The following is a 17,561-nucleotide window of genomic DNA, read 5'->3' on the forward strand; positions in this document are numbered from 1 at the left end:
GTTTTTTCTTTAAACGCAGAGTCTCTGCAAAGTTATTCAATTCAACTACGACTACGAAAACCTTGTTGTCCATTCACTGGATCAAAAAGTACATCATATCTATCGAAAAATGCAATTCCACTATTCACAATGATAGGTTGCTCTAGTTGTCTCAAGACATTGATGTTCCAAATATTAAACCCGTCCCTGTTTCCTGGGGCGAGGCTGTAGTCCAATATCCGAGGAATAGATAACTTGAGAGTATTATTTGGGCCTAATCTTCCTGGCTTGAGTTTACCCATGAGAGGGGCAGACTTAAAATCAATAAAACTACTGCTTACGCTTGTATCCATTACCATTCTGGCATTACAGGTATTTTTCATCGAACTACCAGCGATAGTTAAACAAACTCCATTGAGTCTAGAGTCCCATCTGTTGCCAGGTATACTATCAATTACAGGTTGTTGATTCAGGGCGGCGATATTGAAACCTCCTCGATTCTGTGGTGTTAAACCTAGAATCAGCCTACTGTTGTTACTACCGCGATCGCCTGTCACTATAAATCCGTTACTTAAATTTCCTGGGAGTTTTCTTAAAGGGTTGTAAGGAAGTGTCCGTTCCGAATAATTGACGCCAATAATACCAGAGAATGGTGTATTCGTTTTGGCAGAACAGTTAGGTTTTTGGGGAATACATTGGCGGCTGGTGACAACTTGTACCGGAACTGGTTCTTCAGTTGCAATCAAACCAATCCTGACATTGGCGTAAACTATCTCGCCTTCAATCCTAGTACCATCACTTAAGACTTCTCTAACTACTTGACCAGTTCTGTTAATAGGGGCATTGCCTAAAAATTCTCTAGGCACTCGCAGCCCCGCAGAGCCTGTATCCACAAGAACACGTCTTGGTTGACCGTTAGCCACAGCTACTTCGAGAAAATAACCGCGCTGGCGTTGACCGACAGAACCTCTTGGATACAAAGGGACTGATATGGTATCAAAACTAGGTTTTCGGGCTGTGACTTGAGAAGTATCACGTCTAGCCAGATTGGGAAACAGTTGTTGAAAGGCTGTCTGTCGTTGCGCCACTGGTTCTGGTGCATAGTCCCACAGGCTCTCGTAGTAGAAAAAGACTGCACCTAAACCACGTCCTTGAGCCGCCCTTACTTGCGACTGAATTTGTGACATGGAAACTTGGCGATTTCTCAAGCCAGTCATAATACCTATACCAGTAGGTATTAATTGTTGTGTTTCGATAATTTCTGGACGCGTAATTTGAGTGCTAAAACTTTCCAAATCATTCCGGTAAACCTGGACTACTAACTCGTCTACAACACCCAATCGCACCCAGTTGAGCCAGTCTTGTAACTGAAGTTTGTATGCAAAATCATAGTAATTGGGAGAAACTGCAAAAATTGCGTTAGGCTTTCTTGCTTTCACAGCTTGGTTGAGTTGCACCATGAAAGCTGTGATTTTATCTGCTCGCCATTTTATCCATGCTTGAGCTTGAGGATTCGGTGGCGGTGGACTTCCAGTTTCTTGTGTGTATAAGTTAATTGTGTATTTGTCATAACCAAAATCAACCGGCAAACTCATGTGGTCATCAAATTGAATCCCATCAGCGTTGTATTTGGTAATGATTTCTACTACAAGATCAGTAATAAACTGTTGCACTTCTGGGTGGAAAGGATTTAACCAGGCGACTTCACCAGCCGCAGAAATTGAAGTTTGGGTTCCATCCTGCTTTTGCGTGAGCCAATTTGGATGCTCTGATGCTAATTCTGAAGTTAGGGGAGCCATGAAACCAAACTCAAACCAAGGTATCGCCAGTAAACCTTGACTACGAGCTTGACTAATGATGTCTGCAATTACATCTTGTCCCTCTGTACCTTTGAAGAAATAAGGGATACCCATTCTTTGGGTGACGGCACTAGGAAATTTGGCATAGCCATCATTCCAAACCACCGGATAAACTGTGTTAAAGTTTAACCGCCGCAATTGAGTAAGTGTTTCCTGTACTTTAGTGCGATTTCTGAGAATGTTAAAATCATTATTGGTCAGCCAAACTCCCCGAATTTCTTGACGTGGTGACTGGGGTAGTTGAGCAGTTACCGGAGTTAGGTTCTGTAGTAGTAGTACTGTAGCAAATGATAGTGTAAATAAGATTGGTAAGAGTCGCTTGATTGACCACCAACCTTGAAGAACAAAAAGCACTTTTTTTGGTATGGAGAATAAGTTAGTTAACATTACAGGCTCAAGATTGATGCTTAATAAATGAGCTTAATTGAGAGGATTGAATTCAAGGCAACATTACATAGTTTGTAGTCAGGACTAGAGTCCTCAGTACGAACTTGACGCAAATAATGGCTATGTAGTGCCAAATCAGAATTTTAGCTGGGACGGTATACTACTGTTCTAAGATTTAAGCTAGTCAACCTTTTTATGGCTTTAGTGATTGCTGGGGAACGTAGTGGGGTGGGCAAGACAACAGTTACGCTCACCCTTTTAGCATCTTTATGTCGGCGCAATGCTACAGTGCAGTCTTTCAAAGTTGGGCCAGACTACATTGACCCGATGTTTCACACTTATGTTACTGGTCGTGATTGCCGCAATTTAGACTCAGTATTGACTTCGGAAGCTTACGTCCAGCAATGTTTTGCTCGTTATTCCCAAGAGAGTGAATATGCTCTGGTTGAGGGAGTCATGGGGTTGTTTGATGGAATTGGCAGGGGGCAGGGGACAGGGAGCAGGGAGAATAATTTTATAACTCCCCATTCAGGAAAAAGCACTGATTTTGCTAGTACTGCTCATGTGGCGCGGCTTTTAGATTTACCTGTGGTTTTGGTGATTGATTGTAGCCGCTTGTCTGGTTCTGTGGCGGCGATCGCTCACGGTTATCGTTCCTTTGACCCCAGAATTAAAATGGCTGGGGTAGTGTTAAATCGTGTGGGCAGCGATCGCCATCTCTCTCTTCTGAAGAATTCTCTTCAAGACTTGCAATTACCTATACTTGGTGTATTACGTCGTCAAGATGACATTACAATTCCTGATCGCCATCTAGGTTTAATCCCAACTGCCGAACTACCAGAATTAGATGCTGTAATTAATCGCCTCGCTGATTTAGGTGATACCTGCTTCGATTGGCAAAGTTTATTACCCTTGTTAAAAACAGAGGAGCAGGAGAGAGGAACTTACAGAAGGATTTCCCCTTTTCCCCCTGCCCCCTACCCTACTCCCCTCAAAATCGCCGTAGCCCGCGATCGCGCTTTTAATTTTTATTACCAAGACAATCTCGATTTGTTACAAGAGTTGGGTGCAGAAGTGGTGTTCTGGAGTCCTTTAGCACATGGGGAACTACCATCTGGTGTGCGGGGGTTGTATTTTGGTGGCGGTTTTCCAGAGGTTTTCGCCCAGCAACTAGCCGAAAACAGCAGCGCTCGTGATGCTGTGAAACAAGCTATCCTCGCAGGAATGCCCACAATTGCTGAGTGTGGGGGATTAATGTATTTGTGTGAGGAAATCGTTGATTTTGACGGTAAAGCTTGGCCGATGGTGGGAGTATTACCTACATCTGCGGCTATGGGTGGACGTTTAACTTTAGGATATCGTCGTGCTGTAGCCTTGCAAGATAGCCTATTAATGAATGCAAGTAGAAATATCTACGGACATGAGTTTCATCGCTCACGGTTGATTGCAGCACCCACTCAGCCCTTATTTGAAACTTACCGCTATGACTGTCCAGAAAATATGGGCTGTGAAGGATGGGGGTTACCGCAAAATATCCACGCCTCTTATATTCATCTTCATTGGGGAGAGAGTGTAGAAATTCCTCGCCAGTTTATTCAGAGATGCGCCTGTGTCTGGAAAACCACTAACGCTATTTAGTACATATGCACTAAAAATATATGACAACTTGACTTGGCGATCGCCAAGTAACCCCTACGATACTCAACAAAAGTTGAATTTGTTAATAGAACTTAATATTCGCTAGTTGAGCCAACTCAGATGTTGTACCAATTCCCCCAAAAAAAGCAACTGATTTAAACCCGGAAACTTAGAGCAAGTCTAGCTTTCTGCAATTTTGAATTTTGTAGACTTGCCTTCTGGAAGGGTATTTTGAATTTTAAATTGATAGTACTTGCTATGTTGTTTTAGTCTGAGTTACCCTCGCTATAAGGGGATTTACTAAGTATTTTTTCCTACTTTTGGAGTGGTTTTGAGTGCAACAATGACCCAAAAAATAAAAAAAAAGCCGAAATCCATATAAATTAATGGTTTCATCTATCCACTTCTGGCTACAACACCTTAGAATGATTCATTGAAAAGTAGAGCCGATGGGATGTACAGGCATTTTGGGTATATATACTCCCAAAGGATGACTTTTGTATCCCACCAAACAGAGTTTCAGTCAAGATGCAACAAGGTGCATGGGTGCTGAATCTCAAGTAAACATTAAGGAGTTCCAAATGAACAAAGGTGAATTGGTTGATGCCGTAGCTGAAAAGGCTAGTGTTACGAAAAAACAAGCTGATGCTGTCTTGACAGCAGCTTTGGAAACGATTATTGAAGCTGTCTCCTCTGGCGATAAAGTAACGTTGGTGGGATTTGGCTCCTTTGAGTCACGAGAACGTAAAGCTCGTGAAGGTCGTAACCCCAAAACTAACGAAAAGATGGAAATTCCGGCGACAAGAGTTCCTGCATTCTCTGCTGGTAAGTTGTTTAGAGAAAAAGTAGCACCCCCAAAAGAGTAGGTTTTACTGTTAGGAACCTGAATTTGATGCGGCAACCAGATCACGGGGGAAATTTAGCTTGGGCAGCAGCATTAGCTGGCTGCTATGCGGATGCTATTGTGGATTTTTCTGCTAGCATCAGCCCGTTGGGGCCGCCTCAAAGCGCGATCGCTGCTATTCAGTCACAAATTAGTAATCTCAGGCACTATCCAGATCCTGATTACGGTGAACTGAGACTGGCTCTAGGTCATTTCCATCAATTACCTTTAGAGTGGATTCTGCCGGGCAATGGTTCAGCAGAATTACTTACTCTCGCAGGTAGGGAATTAGCAGAATTAGCCGCAACAATTTTAATCACTCCAGCCTTTGGCGATTACTACCGAACCTTGAGGGCGTACCACGCTAAAGTACTGGAGTTTCCCCTTCTTAGTGCTGAGGAACGAGTGTTGAGAAACGAGTGTAAGTTACAGCAAATACTCAAAACTCAGCACTCTCCACTCATTACTAATTACGCTTTATTACTGAACAATCCCCACAACCCTACAGGAAAGCTATTTACACGCGAGGAAATTTTGCCTTTATTGGCACAGTTTGCTTTGGTGGTGGTGGATGAAGCATTTATGGATTTTGTTCCTCCTGAGGAGGAACAAAGCCTAATTCCATTAGTTCAAGAATATTCCAACCTAGTGGTATTGCGATCGCTGACAAAATTTTACAGTCTACCCGGACTGAGATTAGGATATGCGATCGCTCACCCAGACCGTCTGCAAAAATGGCAATTGTGGCGTGACCCCTGGCCTGTCAATACCTTGGCGGCAGCTGCGGCAGTAGCTGCCCTGGAAGACCGGGAATTTCAAGCACAAACTTGGCAATGGCTACCGCCTGCACGAGGGCAACTATTCCAGGGACTAACCTCTATCCCAGGATTACAACCCCATGCCAGTGCTGCTAACTTCTTATTAGTGAAAACACAACAATCGAGTGTGCAGTTACAGCAACAATTACTCCAGCAACACCAGATTTTAATTCGTGATTGTCTGAGTTTTAAAGAACTAGGCGATCGTTTTTTCCGAGTAGCCGTCCGTTCCCACTCTGATAATCAACGCCTAATAACAGCACTGAGCGCAATAGTCAAGAACTCTGTTGATACTTGACTATTGACCGTTGACTATCGACCACTGACCGATGACCAATGACAATTGATTATGATGTCGTGATTATTGGCGGCAGTCTTGCGGGACGCTATGCCGCCTTAACTGCCACCCAACTAAGAGCTAAAGTGGCATTAGTGGAATCTCAGATAAATAACAGCTTGATTTTTCAGCAAGCTGTAGGGCAAATTGCCAACCTTACTCAAAAGTTCCCTAATTTGACTGGTTTTGGCATCAACACCATAAACGCTGATACTTCCGAAAAGTGCCAAATTTCTGTAGCATGGGCAGAAGCAATGCTATCTGCTCCAGTCGTTGTTTCTAATATCCAAGAACAACTATCTGTTGCTAACTTAGCAGCTCAAGGAGTTGATGTCATTGTTGACAGTGGTCAATTTCAAACATCTCCCCATTTAGCATTTGCTGTAAATCACCGACTACTACGTGGGCGCACTTATTTAATTGCCAGTGGTTCCCTGCCGGCAATTCCCAAAATTGAAGGATTACAAGCCACTGGCTACTTGACACCAGCAACTATTTGGCAATCTCTACACAAGCCAGATTCTCTGTCTTCAAAACCACCGCAAAATTGGGTAATTATTGGCGGTAGTCCTCAAAGTATTGAAATATCCCAAACTCTAGCAAGACTGGGTTGTAGTGTCACTTTAGTAGTTAAATCTCCTCATCTTCTACCTCACATCGACTCAGAAATTGCTCAGTTGCTTCTAACACAGTTAGAAGTTGATGGTGTGCGTGTCCTGACTCAAAAATTCGTGACACAAGTCAGGCGAATTGATGATCAAAAATGGATTCAGGCAGGAGAAAAGGCAATTGAAGCTGATGAAATTTTAGTAGCTACCGGACAGCAACCAAATATTGAGTCTTTAAATTTGTCCGAAGTAGGAGTGAAATGGCATCAGCATCGTTTACTCGTCAATGGTAAGTTACAAACCACTAATCGCCGGATTTATGCTTGTGGTGATGTCATTGGTGGTTATGAGTTCCCCCACATTGCTAACTACGAAGCCAAAATTGCCCTGAATAATGCTTTGTTTTTTCCCAGGTTACAAGTTAATTACCAATGCCTTCCTTGGGCAATATTATCTTACCCAACCCTAGCGCAAGTAGGTTTGACAGAAAATCAGGCAAAACGCCAATTTGACAAACAAGAAGTTTTAGTTTTACAGCATTACTATAAATCAATAGCCGCAGCCCAACTCAGGAATGAAATTACAGGTGTTTGCAAGTTAGTTGTGCTACGTAACGGAGAAATTTTAGGAGCCACTATATTTGGTACAGAAGCTAGAGAGTTAATTAATCTAGTGGCTTTGGCAATGTCTCAAAAGATTTCTGTCAAACACTTAGGCGATTTATCTGCTGTCTATCCCAGTTTCTCAGAAATTCTCGAACAAACAGCGCAAGAGTTTATTCAGCAGAGGTTCTACGGTAACGGGGCTTGGCAAGATTGGTTAGAGGGCTTATTTTATTTGCGCCGTAATTGGAATTTGTGAATTTTTACATTGATAGTGCCAATTTTGGATTTTGGTAATCACAATTTCTTGTTCAATTGAAATCAGCAATCAAAACAATTCTGGACATAATTTAAGTGAGGCTGATTATTGAATCATAAAACAGGGTAAAAAAAAATACTTATAAAAAATTATAAAAAATAACGATTTGTTATCTATCAAACATTTGATTTTCGGTTTTTCACTATATATTAAGTAAAGCTTTTCTCAAAAACCTTGTATATCTCGAAGCGAGTAGGCACAGTCATCAAGATTCATTTTGAAAACACTGACTGGTGTTTATACTCGCTTTTTTTCAATTCTTTACTCTAAAGAAAGCTACGCGAACATTATGTTATGGATGATAATTTTGACTTTATAGAACGTTTTTCGGTTTGGTGCAGTATAAATTGAGAGAGACAAAGGTCTAAAAACTAAAAGCTAGTACCATCCATCATCAAGTTAAAAGGTTTATGTATTAAGGCTTGTGCTGATTGGCATAGTAGCTTTATTTATACTGCCCCATACTAGCGTTGTGTACTTTATCACCCCAAAAAAGTTAGAGTTAACTACATATAGCAGCAATATGCCTTGATTTTTGTTGGCGTAGCCTGCGCTGAAAAATTTCAGTATCTGTATGATGGGCAATGCCCACCCTATGTTTATTTCAAAAACCAAACCAGAATACTATAGACTTTTATTGATAGTTATTATTCGATTTTCTAATAGATAAGAATAAATTAGAGTATATATCTCTAATTTATTTTGATCGGTAATTCCTTTTTGATAGATATAAAGGTAAGCTAAGAAGAATATTAAGCAAATATAAATTTGCCTTATTTACAATAATTGGATTTACTCGGAGTGATGAAAGTCAACTCTGAAATACTTTAATCTTTTTTGATAAATCTAGAGGTAAGTTCATGGCTCAGTTTCTCCTTGAGACTGTTTGGCTTGTTCCTTTGTATGCGTTAATAGGCGGGTTATTAGCTATACCTTGGTCGCCGGGGATCATTCGCAAAATGGGGCCAAGACCAGCTGGCTATGTAAATCTCATAATGACATTTTTGGCTTTACTTCATAGTGCGATCGCCTTACAAGCCACTTGGAATCATCTACCTCAAGAAGTATTTATTCCTTGGCTATCGACTGCTGGCTTAGACCTCACTATTGCCTTAGAGATTTCTTCAATCAGTGTGGGGGCGATGGTAGTAATTACGGGCTTAAATTTTCTTGCCCAAATTTTTGCCATCGGCTACATGGAAAGAGATTGGGGATGGGGACGCTTCTATTCATTATTGGGATTATTTGAAGCCGGGTTATGTGCTTTAGTCCTTTGTAATAACCTGTTTTTTAGTTATGTAATTTTGGAAATACTGACATTAGGAACCTACTTATTAGTTGGCTTATGGTTTAGTCAACCACTGGTAGTTACTGGTGCGAGAGATGCGTTCTTAACTAAGCGGGTAGGAGACTTGTTCTTACTCATGGGGGTATTGGGATTATGGCCTCTAGCTGGAACTTGGAATTACCCAGAACTAGAACAATGGGCGCAAACAGCCAATGTTGACCCCACAATCATTACATTAGTTGGTTTAGCCTTAGTTGCCGGGCCAATGGGTAAGTGCGCCCAATTCCCTTTGCATCTGTGGTTAGATGAAGCGATGGAAGGCCCGGTTCCCAGTACGATTTTGCGGAACTCGGTAGTAGTAGCTAGTGGTGCATGGGTATTAATTAAACTCCAACCTGTTTTAACTCTGTCGCCCATAGTTTCATCATTTATTGTGGCGATTGGTGCAGTGACAGCGATTGGTGGTTCTTTAATAGCGATCGCTCAAATTGATGTTAAACGCTGTTTATCATATTCTGTCAGCGCTTACATGGGTTTGGTGTTTATTGCTGTAGGCGTACAACAAGATGAAGCAGCACTGTTGTTAGTACTTACCCACGCAGTATCGGCGGCGTTATTAGTGATGAGTACTGGCGGCATTATTTGGAATAGTATTACTCAAGATGTAACTCAATTAGGCGGACTGTGGTCACGTCGTCCCATTTCTGGTTTAGCCTTTATTGTTGGTACATTGGGCTTAATTGGATTTCCCCCTTTAGGTAGCTTTTGGGCATTACTAAAATTAGCCGATGGCTTATGGGAAACTCACCCTTGGTTAGTAGGAATTGTTATAGCTGTCAATGCACTAACAGCCTTCAGCTTAGTCAGAGAATTTGGCTTAATTTTTGGTGGTAAACCCAAACAGATGACTGAGCGATCGCCAGAAGTTCATTGGCCGATGATCCTACCAATGATGATTTTATTAGGCTTTGTTTTACATCTGCCTTTAGTGTTGCAAAGCTTATCACTTTTACCTGATTGGGCAACCCTCAATAAAGATGTTGTCTTACTACTAATTTGGTCAAGCATCTTCGGTTGCAGTATTAGCGGTGTCATGTATTTAAGCAACATCATTCCTAAACCAATTCGCCTGCCTTGGAAAGGTTTACAAGACCTACTGGCATACGATTTTTATACCCCAAAACTATACCGGATAACCATTATTTTCAGCGTTGCCCAGCTTTCTAAATTCGCCGACATGATTGACCGCTTCGTAGTCGATGGCATTGTGAATTTGGTTGGTTTGTTTTCGCTGTTAGGTGGTGAAGGTCTAAAATATAGTACTTCTGGACAAACCCAATTTTATGCCTTTACTGTTCTTCTAGGAGTAGGTGTTTTAGGTGCGTGGGTAACGTGGCCTTTCTGGGGAGTCCAGTTTCTCGATTTGATGTTTTAAGTAATTAGTCAGTTGTCAGTGGCAAAACAACTAACAACTGACGACTAATACCCATAGTGTAATAAATATTCTATTTCCCAAAGTATTATGCTTAGTGTACTAATCTGGATACCGATTTTAAGTGCTATCTTCATTGGATTTTGGCCTAGTAGCCCCAATCAAACTAGCCGCATTCGCCTAGTAGCTTTAACTGTTGCGGGGATAGTTTTACTCTGGAATGTTTTCATTCTGCTAAAGTTTGACATCAGTAATCCGGGGATGCAGTTTCAAGAGTATCTACCTTGGAATGATACTTTGGGATTGAGTTATCAATTAGGTGTGGATGGGCTATCAATTTTGATGTTGATTTTAAATAGCCTCCTTACCTGGATTGCTATTTATAGTAGCAGTAAACAAACAGAACGCCCTCGACTTTTTTACTCCATGATTTTGTTAGTGAGTGGTGGAGTTGCAGGTGCTTTTTTAGCAGAAAATTTACTGTTATTCTTTCTGTTCTATGAATTAGAATTAATTCCCTTTTATTTGCTAATTTCTATTTGGGGAGGGGAAAAACGGGCTTACGCTGGTATCAAGTTTTTAATTTACACTGCCGTTTCTGGCGCTTTAATTCTCGCTACATTCTTAGGCATGGTTTGGCTGACTGGTTCTACTAGTTTCGCCTTTGATGCAGTCTCTACTCAAAACCTTTCCGCCGGATTGCAATTTACCCTACTCGTGGGAATAATACTAGGCTTTGGGATTAAAATTCCCTTAGTTCCCTTCCATACTTGGTTGCCCGATGCCTACGTAGAAGCTTCTGCACCAATTGCCATTCTTTTGGGTGGTGTATTAGCAAAGTTGGGAACTTACGGATTATTAAGGTTTGGACTGGGGATGTTTCCGCAGGCTTGGAGTGTGGTTGCGCCAACCTTGGCAATTTGGGGGGCAATTAGTGCAATTTATGGGGCGGTGATTGCGATCGCTCAAAAAGATATCAAGCGCATGGTAGCATACAGCTCCATCGGTCACATGGGTTATGTACTACTAGCTAGTGCTGCCAGCACTTCCTTAGCCCTTGTCGGTGCTGTATCCCAAATGTTCAGTCACGGTTTAATTCTGGCGATACTCTTTCACTTGGTAGGAGTAATAGAAGAGAAAGTTGGCACACGAGAGTTAGATAAACTCAATGGTTTAATGAGTCCAATTCGTGGTTTACCTTTAATTAGTGCCTTACTAGTTCTCAGTGGTATGGCTAGCGCAGGTATTCCCGGTTTAACAGGATTTATCGCGGAATTTATCGTCTTTCAAGGTAGTTTTGCTGCCTTTCCCTTACCTACTCTGTTGTGTGTCGCATCTAGTGGTTTAACGGCAGTTTATTTCGTCATTCTCCTCAATCGTACTTGTTTTGGCAGACTCGATAACAAGCAAGCTTACTACCCCAAAGTCCTTTGGTCTGAGAAAACACCAGCCTTAATTCTGGCAACCCTCATCATTTTTTTAGGAGTACAACCTACTTGGTTAGTGCGTTGGAGTGAACCCACAACTACAGCAATGGTAGCGGCAATTCCTCCTGTGGAGAAAACGGTAATTTCTCTTTTAAACCAAGAGTAGCGCTGAGGTTTATGCCGAGGAATGCGAAGTTTAAACTCTTACTCTCTGCGCCTCTGCGTCAGGTAAGTACTAAAAAATAAGGAAACACGATGGTACAAACTCCAGAAAAACCTACCACAAAACTACCTCCTTCTCGGCATGAATTTGCTGATATAATCCATCGTTTGGAAGCAGGCGGTTCGATGTTACCAGATACGCCAGAAAACTTAATGCAAATCATCGGTATATATAAGGCTTATGCTGTACCGATGGATTTTTACTGGCGTGACCTACTTTATATCGCTGAACAAGTTTTTTTAAACCCATTTCCCTTTTTTAAATACTTTATTTCCCAAGAATATTTAGACAGACATAACCATTACGCTGGTGATGATGCTGATTTAAGAATTTGGCGTGGTGTTGCAACTGCACATCCAGAACTTTTGGCATTTATGGAGAAAGGTGAAACCTTCAAGATGCCAAAGCTGTTACATCATTGGTTGCACGATCGCATTAACATGGAATTTGCTGAAGCTTGTATGCAGGCTATGCTTTGGCATCGTCAAATGTATGCGCCAGTGAACCAATTTGACGCTTATCTAGACTCAGAAGAATATAAAGCAAACGCCGATAGGGCAATTAAAGCCTACTTTCAAGGGAACCCGGTGATGTTGGGACTTTACAAACTGTTCCCTGATATGTTCTTGGAACAGTGTCGCCAAATGTCTTACTACTCTAACCTGGGGTTATTCTGGGAAGTCATGGCCCCGGTGTTCTTTGAAATGTCGGATATCTATGATGAAGGTGGCTTCAAGGGTGTTCCAGATGCGATGAACTTTTTGGTTAATGGCATATTTGCTATCGCCGGTCGTCCAATCTACCATCATGTGTATATCCGTGGTGAATGTTACGAAATCATTCCTAAATCCAAAGGTTTCACTTGGCTATACGAAGCCGCATTACCCTATGTAGAAGCAGTTTTCTACCGCACAGCCCCATTCCGGGGTACAAAGTCTTATAATGCCCAAGCTGGTCAAGTACCTGCTGACCAAAAAGATTTCCACTACGGTATTCTCTACGCTGACGTTTTCCCTGTAGGGACTGCGGGTATTCCTCCCACATTACTAATGCAAGATATGCTACATTTCTTACCTCCATATCTTGTTGAGTATTACAAACAATATTGCCGTGGTGAAGAAGATATTTTGATTCAGTTGGGAATTACTTTCCAACGCTCAATGTATAACGTTACCTCTGCGGTAATTCAAGCATTGCGAACTGCTCTTTTATATCCTTTAGACGATCCAAATCCCAAACATTTACAAGCCAACCGTGAATTTTTTGAAACACAGCTAAATCGCTTTACTCGTCCCGAATATGGTATGCGTGATGCTGCACGTTTAGGGAGTATTCAAAATCCGGATTATCGATAAAAATTTTTCCTTTTAATTGCATTTCAATTACCCTATCCCCTCTTTTAGGAAGTGGGGATTTCTTATTTTATGTTCAGCTTAATTATAATTATGCTGCCAAAATACATACTGCTTTTGATTTACTGATAGCTTTGAACCAATTTTCAACAAATCTTTTTCAGCAAGAGAAGACTTGCAATAAAATGGGTGTTTTGGTTGTCTAGTAGTGTAGTCAAAAAATATTGATAATCTATCTGAAGCTAGAGGTAATTTCCCTCTATGAAAAACGTTAGCAGTGTCAACAAAAATCACTGTACCAAAATTTCCTATGCAGGATTTCCAATTGGATGAAGATACAACCTCCTCCATAATTTCATCTTTTATGTAGCCATCATCATATTTCAAATACCTAGTAATAGATGAAGTTAAACACTTGGGAATATATTGAAATGGCCCAGTCTCTTCATTAACATCGTTGAGATAAATAATAATTTTGAGCATCTTCCTATCTTCTTTATCTAGATGCCATAATCGAGATTTTTTCTGAATTTGATTGTTAATATCTCTACGAAAATAAGCTCCATGATAAGCTACTGACAAACCAAGATAGTTTTCGACGATGTTAAGTAATCGATGTTGAAGTCCCCAAAGAAAAATATCTGAATGCTCTACCATTTGTTCAGAAGTAGTATGAACAGTAAATTCATTTTGATTTCCAAAAATTTTTGTGGGTATTGTTGGCATCAAAATTTGTGCAGACTGGAGCATTTCCACCGTGGAAGGGATTGATAGTTCTGTTAATGAAGTCATAACAATCCCTTGCTTTTGCAGATTTTCAACCAAAGAAAAGTCATTTTCTGAAAGAGCAGGTAGATAATCAGTATGTTTGGCGATCGCTGTTTGATAAGCAATATCAGCAGTATTGCTGAACAATGGTATTCGATATATTTTTCTAATTATTTCGTTGCGGACTTTTTTAACAATTGTTTTCATAATTAGTCTTATACAATCACTTTCAAATTACATCTATAGCAATCCAGTTTGATTTCTGTTGGCGTCGGGGCTAAATTGCTGTAAGGTATAGCCTGTGCTTGCGCTTAAAAATCATTACACTTGAATCTTAAGTGTAGAGCCAGTAATGCTACGTGTATGTTCAAAAATAATATGGCAGTTCTACTTAGCACATTCCTACTTTCCTGAAAAGAAAAAATTAACCACAGATAACGCAAATAAATTTACACCTTAGCAGAGAGATGCTATAAATAATGTTGTTATTAATTATGTAACACTAATTTATAGGTAAGCTATTTTCTTGTGAGTGAGTTATTTTTTGATTATATTCTTGTAAATTATTGCCAATAATATCGTCTTTTAAATATTTATAAAAGCCATATTGGCAGTATTTTTATAAAACAATTTAAATTTTATATTTAGATATAGTAAAATTTATATTTTTAAAAAATAAAAATCCCTGATTTTTTCATTCAGGGATTATCCATATTTTTACAAGATGATTTTCATTTAGTGAAGGCTAGTAAGTTATTTCTTCACTTTTTGAATCATAATAATCAGCTAAAAAGCACCACTATTTCTATTAAATATAATGGTAACTGTTTTGAAAATTAGCTTTAAGTCATACATCAAGCTCCAGTTTTCCTGATATAGCAAATCTAGACGAATTACATCTTCAAAACTGCGAACTTTAGACCTACCATTGACTTGCCATTCGCCTGTCATGCCGGGTTTAACATCTAGACGTTGCCATTCTGGTACTTCATAGCGCTCTACTTCATCAGGTGTGGGTGGTCTAGTCCCTACTAAACTCATATCTCCTTTCAAGACGTTCCAAAATTGAGGAAATTCATCAAGACTGGTGCGACGTAAAAACTTTCCTATCCGCGTAATTCTAGGGTCATTTTCATTCTTAAAAAAAGCACCCTTTACTTGATTTTCAACTAGAGACTTTTTCGCTTCTGCATCTACACACATGGAGCGGAATTTCCAAATTTTGAAGCGTTTACCCATCCAGCCGCAACGAATTTGTCCAAAAAAAATCGGGCCTGGATCATCGATTTGAATGGCAATCACAATGGGAATACACAAAATTCCTGTGATTACCAAACCCACCAAAGCACCAATAACATCCAAACATCTTTTAGTTCGAGATGCAACAGAGGGATGGGTAGTAGGTAGTTGCTCTATTTTTCGATGAGAAACCTTCTGGTTATCTAAGACATTCTCCGCATCTTCTGGGAGTACATTGTTACTGGGTTCAATAGAAAAAACTTTATCTAGCCCTGTAAGGTTTAGCACTGCCATGACCTGGGGACTAACATTCCGCAGGATCATTGCAATTCCTTTTTCTTGGGTAGTTTTAAAGTTACTAACTAAGGCTCCCAAACCACTGCTATCCATAAAAGTAGTTGCTTGGAAATCGATAATGATTTCCTTGGGATGGGAATCTCTGATTAATTCTTGGCAGGTTTGCTTAAAGCCTACTGCTTCCAGCACGCTTAATCGGATAGGAACCTGCACTATTACTGTTTCATTTAGGATAGTAACTAGAAAATTTACCTCTGTGGGTTGGCTAGTCATGAAGCTCTGCACTTTGGTTGCCATGTACATTTAATCTGCCACACATTATTTTGTTCTAGAAAATTACCTAACCTTATGTTAAATCAGTAGTAATAATGACTCATAGTTAGTTACTCAGGATAAGATCAGAGATTGCCTACAACGATTCACAATAGAACAAGAAGCTAAAACATACTTGTTGTTGCATCGACGCAGCGCGATCGCATAATACACCCATGACTGCTAAAACTACAGCCGAATCTACTGCACGCCTGGTTGAGGTCTTTTCTGCTATTCAAGGGGAAGGACTGAATGTCGGGACACGTCAAATTTTTATTCGCTTTGCTTTTTGTGACTTGCGCTGTCACTTTTGCGATAGCGCCCACACATGGAATGCACCTGCTAGTTGTAGGATAGAACGATCGCCTGGACTGCGAGATTTTGAAAGTCACCCAAATCCTGTCCCACTACCCACTCTGATCGAATGGGTTGAAAGGCAAAATTTACCTTGTCTACACGATAGCATTAGCTTAACCGGTGGAGAACCACTTCTTCATGCTCCTTTTTTACAGGAATTTTTGCCCAAAGTGCGATCTCTTACTGGTTTACCTATATACCTAGAGACTGGTGGACATCGCCCAGAGCAATTGGCTCTGATTTTACCCTATCTAGACTCTGTGGGTATGGATTTGAAGCTCCCTAGTGTCAGTGGCGAATCTCATTGGCAAGCGCATACCCAGTTGCTTCAGCTTTGCCATACGCGTTTAGAGACATTTGTCAAGATAATTATCTCTCATAGTACAGACTTAGCTGAATTAGAGCGTGCTGCTTTGCTTGTGGCAGATGTCAGTCCCGAAATCCCTGTATTTTTACAACCTGTCACGCCATTGGCTGCGTCTGAGCAATTCAGCCAAACACCTGCGTTTGCTCCTGCGCCAGAAGCAGTTTTGACCTGGCAAGCCTCGATGAAACGGTTCCTAAAACACGTCCGCGTTGTGCCGCAGACTCATAAAATGTTAAATCAGTTATGACCAAGAAACCAACAAATTTATGTAAATTTCTCTGATAAAATTAAAAACTTTGTAAGGGCAAGGCACAGTCTCTAACATCTGTGCCTTAGCACCTCTGTAGTTAAATAATTTTTAAACCACAGAGGCGCAGCGATTTAGTTCACGTATTTTTTCTTAGTCTTCATCAGTGGTTCTATATTTAGCTTTTGCCTTATTAGCACTGCGTTTAAGCGCCGACAGTCTGGCTTCATAGCGAGAACGTTGGCGCTTACTGGGAGTAGTGTCAATCAAAGTTTTTAAAGCGCTACCAAGACTCTTGTAGGCATTAGGGAGACTATAACCGAAGCGGGTTGCTAGAGCGATCGCTTTTTCATCAGCGTCCAACACTTCTCTAATTTGCTTTTCCCCATTATTCTTTTGATACAGTCGCCAGCCAGACACACCACAAAGCGCCAAAGCTAACACTAACAATAATCCATCTTGTACCCATAACTCACCTACAGCACCACCTAGACCAATAGCTAATGCTGCCATTTCCCAACCATCTTTGGGAATTGTGTCATTTTGAATGCGGGCGACTTCATGCCAAAATAGCAGATTACGCTGATCCATTGCCAGAGAGTCCCATTTCACCAAGTCAATTTGAACTTCTACTTGGTCTTTTCCGATTTCTTCGCTACGGATCAGGGGTGGATTGACCTCAGTTGAACCTTCAACCGTGACCCAGCTCTGCAATTCTGGCGGTAGTAAGCCTTTCAACCGCCGAAGTTCACTCATTTCCGCTTTGGCAGAGGAGGTTGCATAGGATGTCATAAAATCCAGCCCTAGAAAATTTCAGTATAT

Annotated in this window: 12 protein-coding genes; 8 read left to right on the forward strand and 4 right to left on the reverse strand. The window is 40.8% G+C overall.

The features are described from left to right. Positions 1–41 precede the first annotated feature (41 nt). A complete protein-coding gene (locus tag H6G18_RS13690; protein ID WP_190407648.1) occupies positions 42–2,225 on the reverse strand; it encodes a family 10 glycosylhydrolase in 2,184 nt (727 codons plus the stop codon). 195 nt (positions 2,226–2,420) lie between these two features. Here H6G18_RS13690 and H6G18_RS13695 point away from each other — a divergent pair, with 195 nt between their 5' ends. The 7 genes from H6G18_RS13695 (at position 2,421) to H6G18_RS13725 (ending at position 13,155) form a co-directional block, all read left to right on the forward strand. Then, complete coding sequence (locus H6G18_RS13695) at positions 2,421–3,863, forward strand: cobyrinate a,c-diamide synthase (RefSeq protein ID WP_190407649.1); 1,443 nt, start codon at positions 2,421–2,423, stop codon at positions 3,861–3,863. 581 nt (positions 3,864–4,444) lie between these two features. Then, on the forward strand, positions 4,445–4,729 hold the full coding sequence (locus H6G18_RS13700) for an HU family DNA-binding protein (RefSeq protein WP_190407650.1): 285 nt from the start codon (positions 4,445–4,447) through the stop codon (positions 4,727–4,729). A 26-nt stretch (positions 4,730–4,755) separates the two neighbouring features. Further along, positions 4,756–5,862, forward strand: a complete 1,107-nt coding sequence (gene cobD / locus H6G18_RS13705; protein WP_190407651.1) for a threonine-phosphate decarboxylase CobD — start codon at positions 4,756–4,758, stop codon at positions 5,860–5,862. A gap of 38 nt (positions 5,863–5,900) precedes the next feature. Continuing rightward, positions 5,901–7,370 (forward strand): dihydrolipoyl dehydrogenase family protein, encoded by a 1,470-nt coding sequence (locus tag H6G18_RS13710; protein ID WP_190407652.1) that lies wholly within the window; start codon positions 5,901–5,903, stop codon positions 7,368–7,370. A gap of 920 nt (positions 7,371–8,290) precedes the next feature. Beyond that, positions 8,291–10,153: an NAD(P)H-quinone oxidoreductase subunit F gene (locus H6G18_RS13715; RefSeq protein WP_190407653.1), complete on the forward strand. Its 1,863-nt coding sequence runs from the start codon at positions 8,291–8,293 to the stop codon at positions 10,151–10,153. A gap of 87 nt (positions 10,154–10,240) precedes the next feature. Further along, positions 10,241–11,743 (forward strand): NADH-quinone oxidoreductase subunit M, encoded by a 1,503-nt coding sequence (locus H6G18_RS13720; protein ID WP_190407654.1) that lies wholly within the window; start codon positions 10,241–10,243, stop codon positions 11,741–11,743. 89 nt (positions 11,744–11,832) lie between these two features. Continuing rightward, complete coding sequence (locus tag H6G18_RS13725; RefSeq protein WP_190407655.1) at positions 11,833–13,155, forward strand: CO2 hydration protein; 1,323 nt, start codon at positions 11,833–11,835, stop codon at positions 13,153–13,155. Positions 13,156–13,233: 78 nt separating this feature from the next. Here H6G18_RS13725 and H6G18_RS13730 read toward each other — a convergent pair whose 3' ends face one another. Together H6G18_RS13730 and H6G18_RS13735 are read right to left on the reverse strand one after the other, a co-directional pair. Next, complete coding sequence (locus H6G18_RS13730) at positions 13,234–14,127, reverse strand: 2OG-Fe(II) oxygenase (protein ID WP_190407656.1); 894 nt, start codon at positions 14,125–14,127, stop codon at positions 13,234–13,236. A gap of 579 nt (positions 14,128–14,706) precedes the next feature. Next, positions 14,707–15,753, reverse strand: coding sequence for an anti-sigma factor antagonist (locus tag H6G18_RS13735; RefSeq protein WP_190407657.1), 1,047 nt, complete (start codon positions 15,751–15,753; stop codon positions 14,707–14,709). Between the two features lie 191 nt (positions 15,754–15,944). On the opposite strand from H6G18_RS13735, the gene H6G18_RS13740 reads away from it, so the two are divergent. Next, positions 15,945–16,739 (forward strand): 7-carboxy-7-deazaguanine synthase QueE, encoded by a 795-nt coding sequence (locus tag H6G18_RS13740; RefSeq protein ID WP_190407658.1) that lies wholly within the window; start codon positions 15,945–15,947, stop codon positions 16,737–16,739. Between the two features lie 153 nt (positions 16,740–16,892). Here H6G18_RS13740 and H6G18_RS13745 read toward each other — a convergent pair whose 3' ends face one another. Beyond that, the gene (locus tag H6G18_RS13745) at positions 16,893–17,531 is read right to left on the reverse strand and encodes a DUF3318 domain-containing protein (RefSeq protein ID WP_190407659.1); all 639 of its coding nucleotides are present in this window, start codon (positions 17,529–17,531) and stop codon (positions 16,893–16,895) included. Positions 17,532–17,561 lie beyond the last annotated feature (30 nt).

Origin of the sequence: Anabaena subtropica FACHB-260 (assembly GCF_014697105.1) — a bacterium.
Taxonomy (GTDB): domain Bacteria; phylum Cyanobacteriota; class Cyanobacteriia; order Cyanobacteriales; family Nostocaceae; genus Trichormus; species Trichormus subtropicus.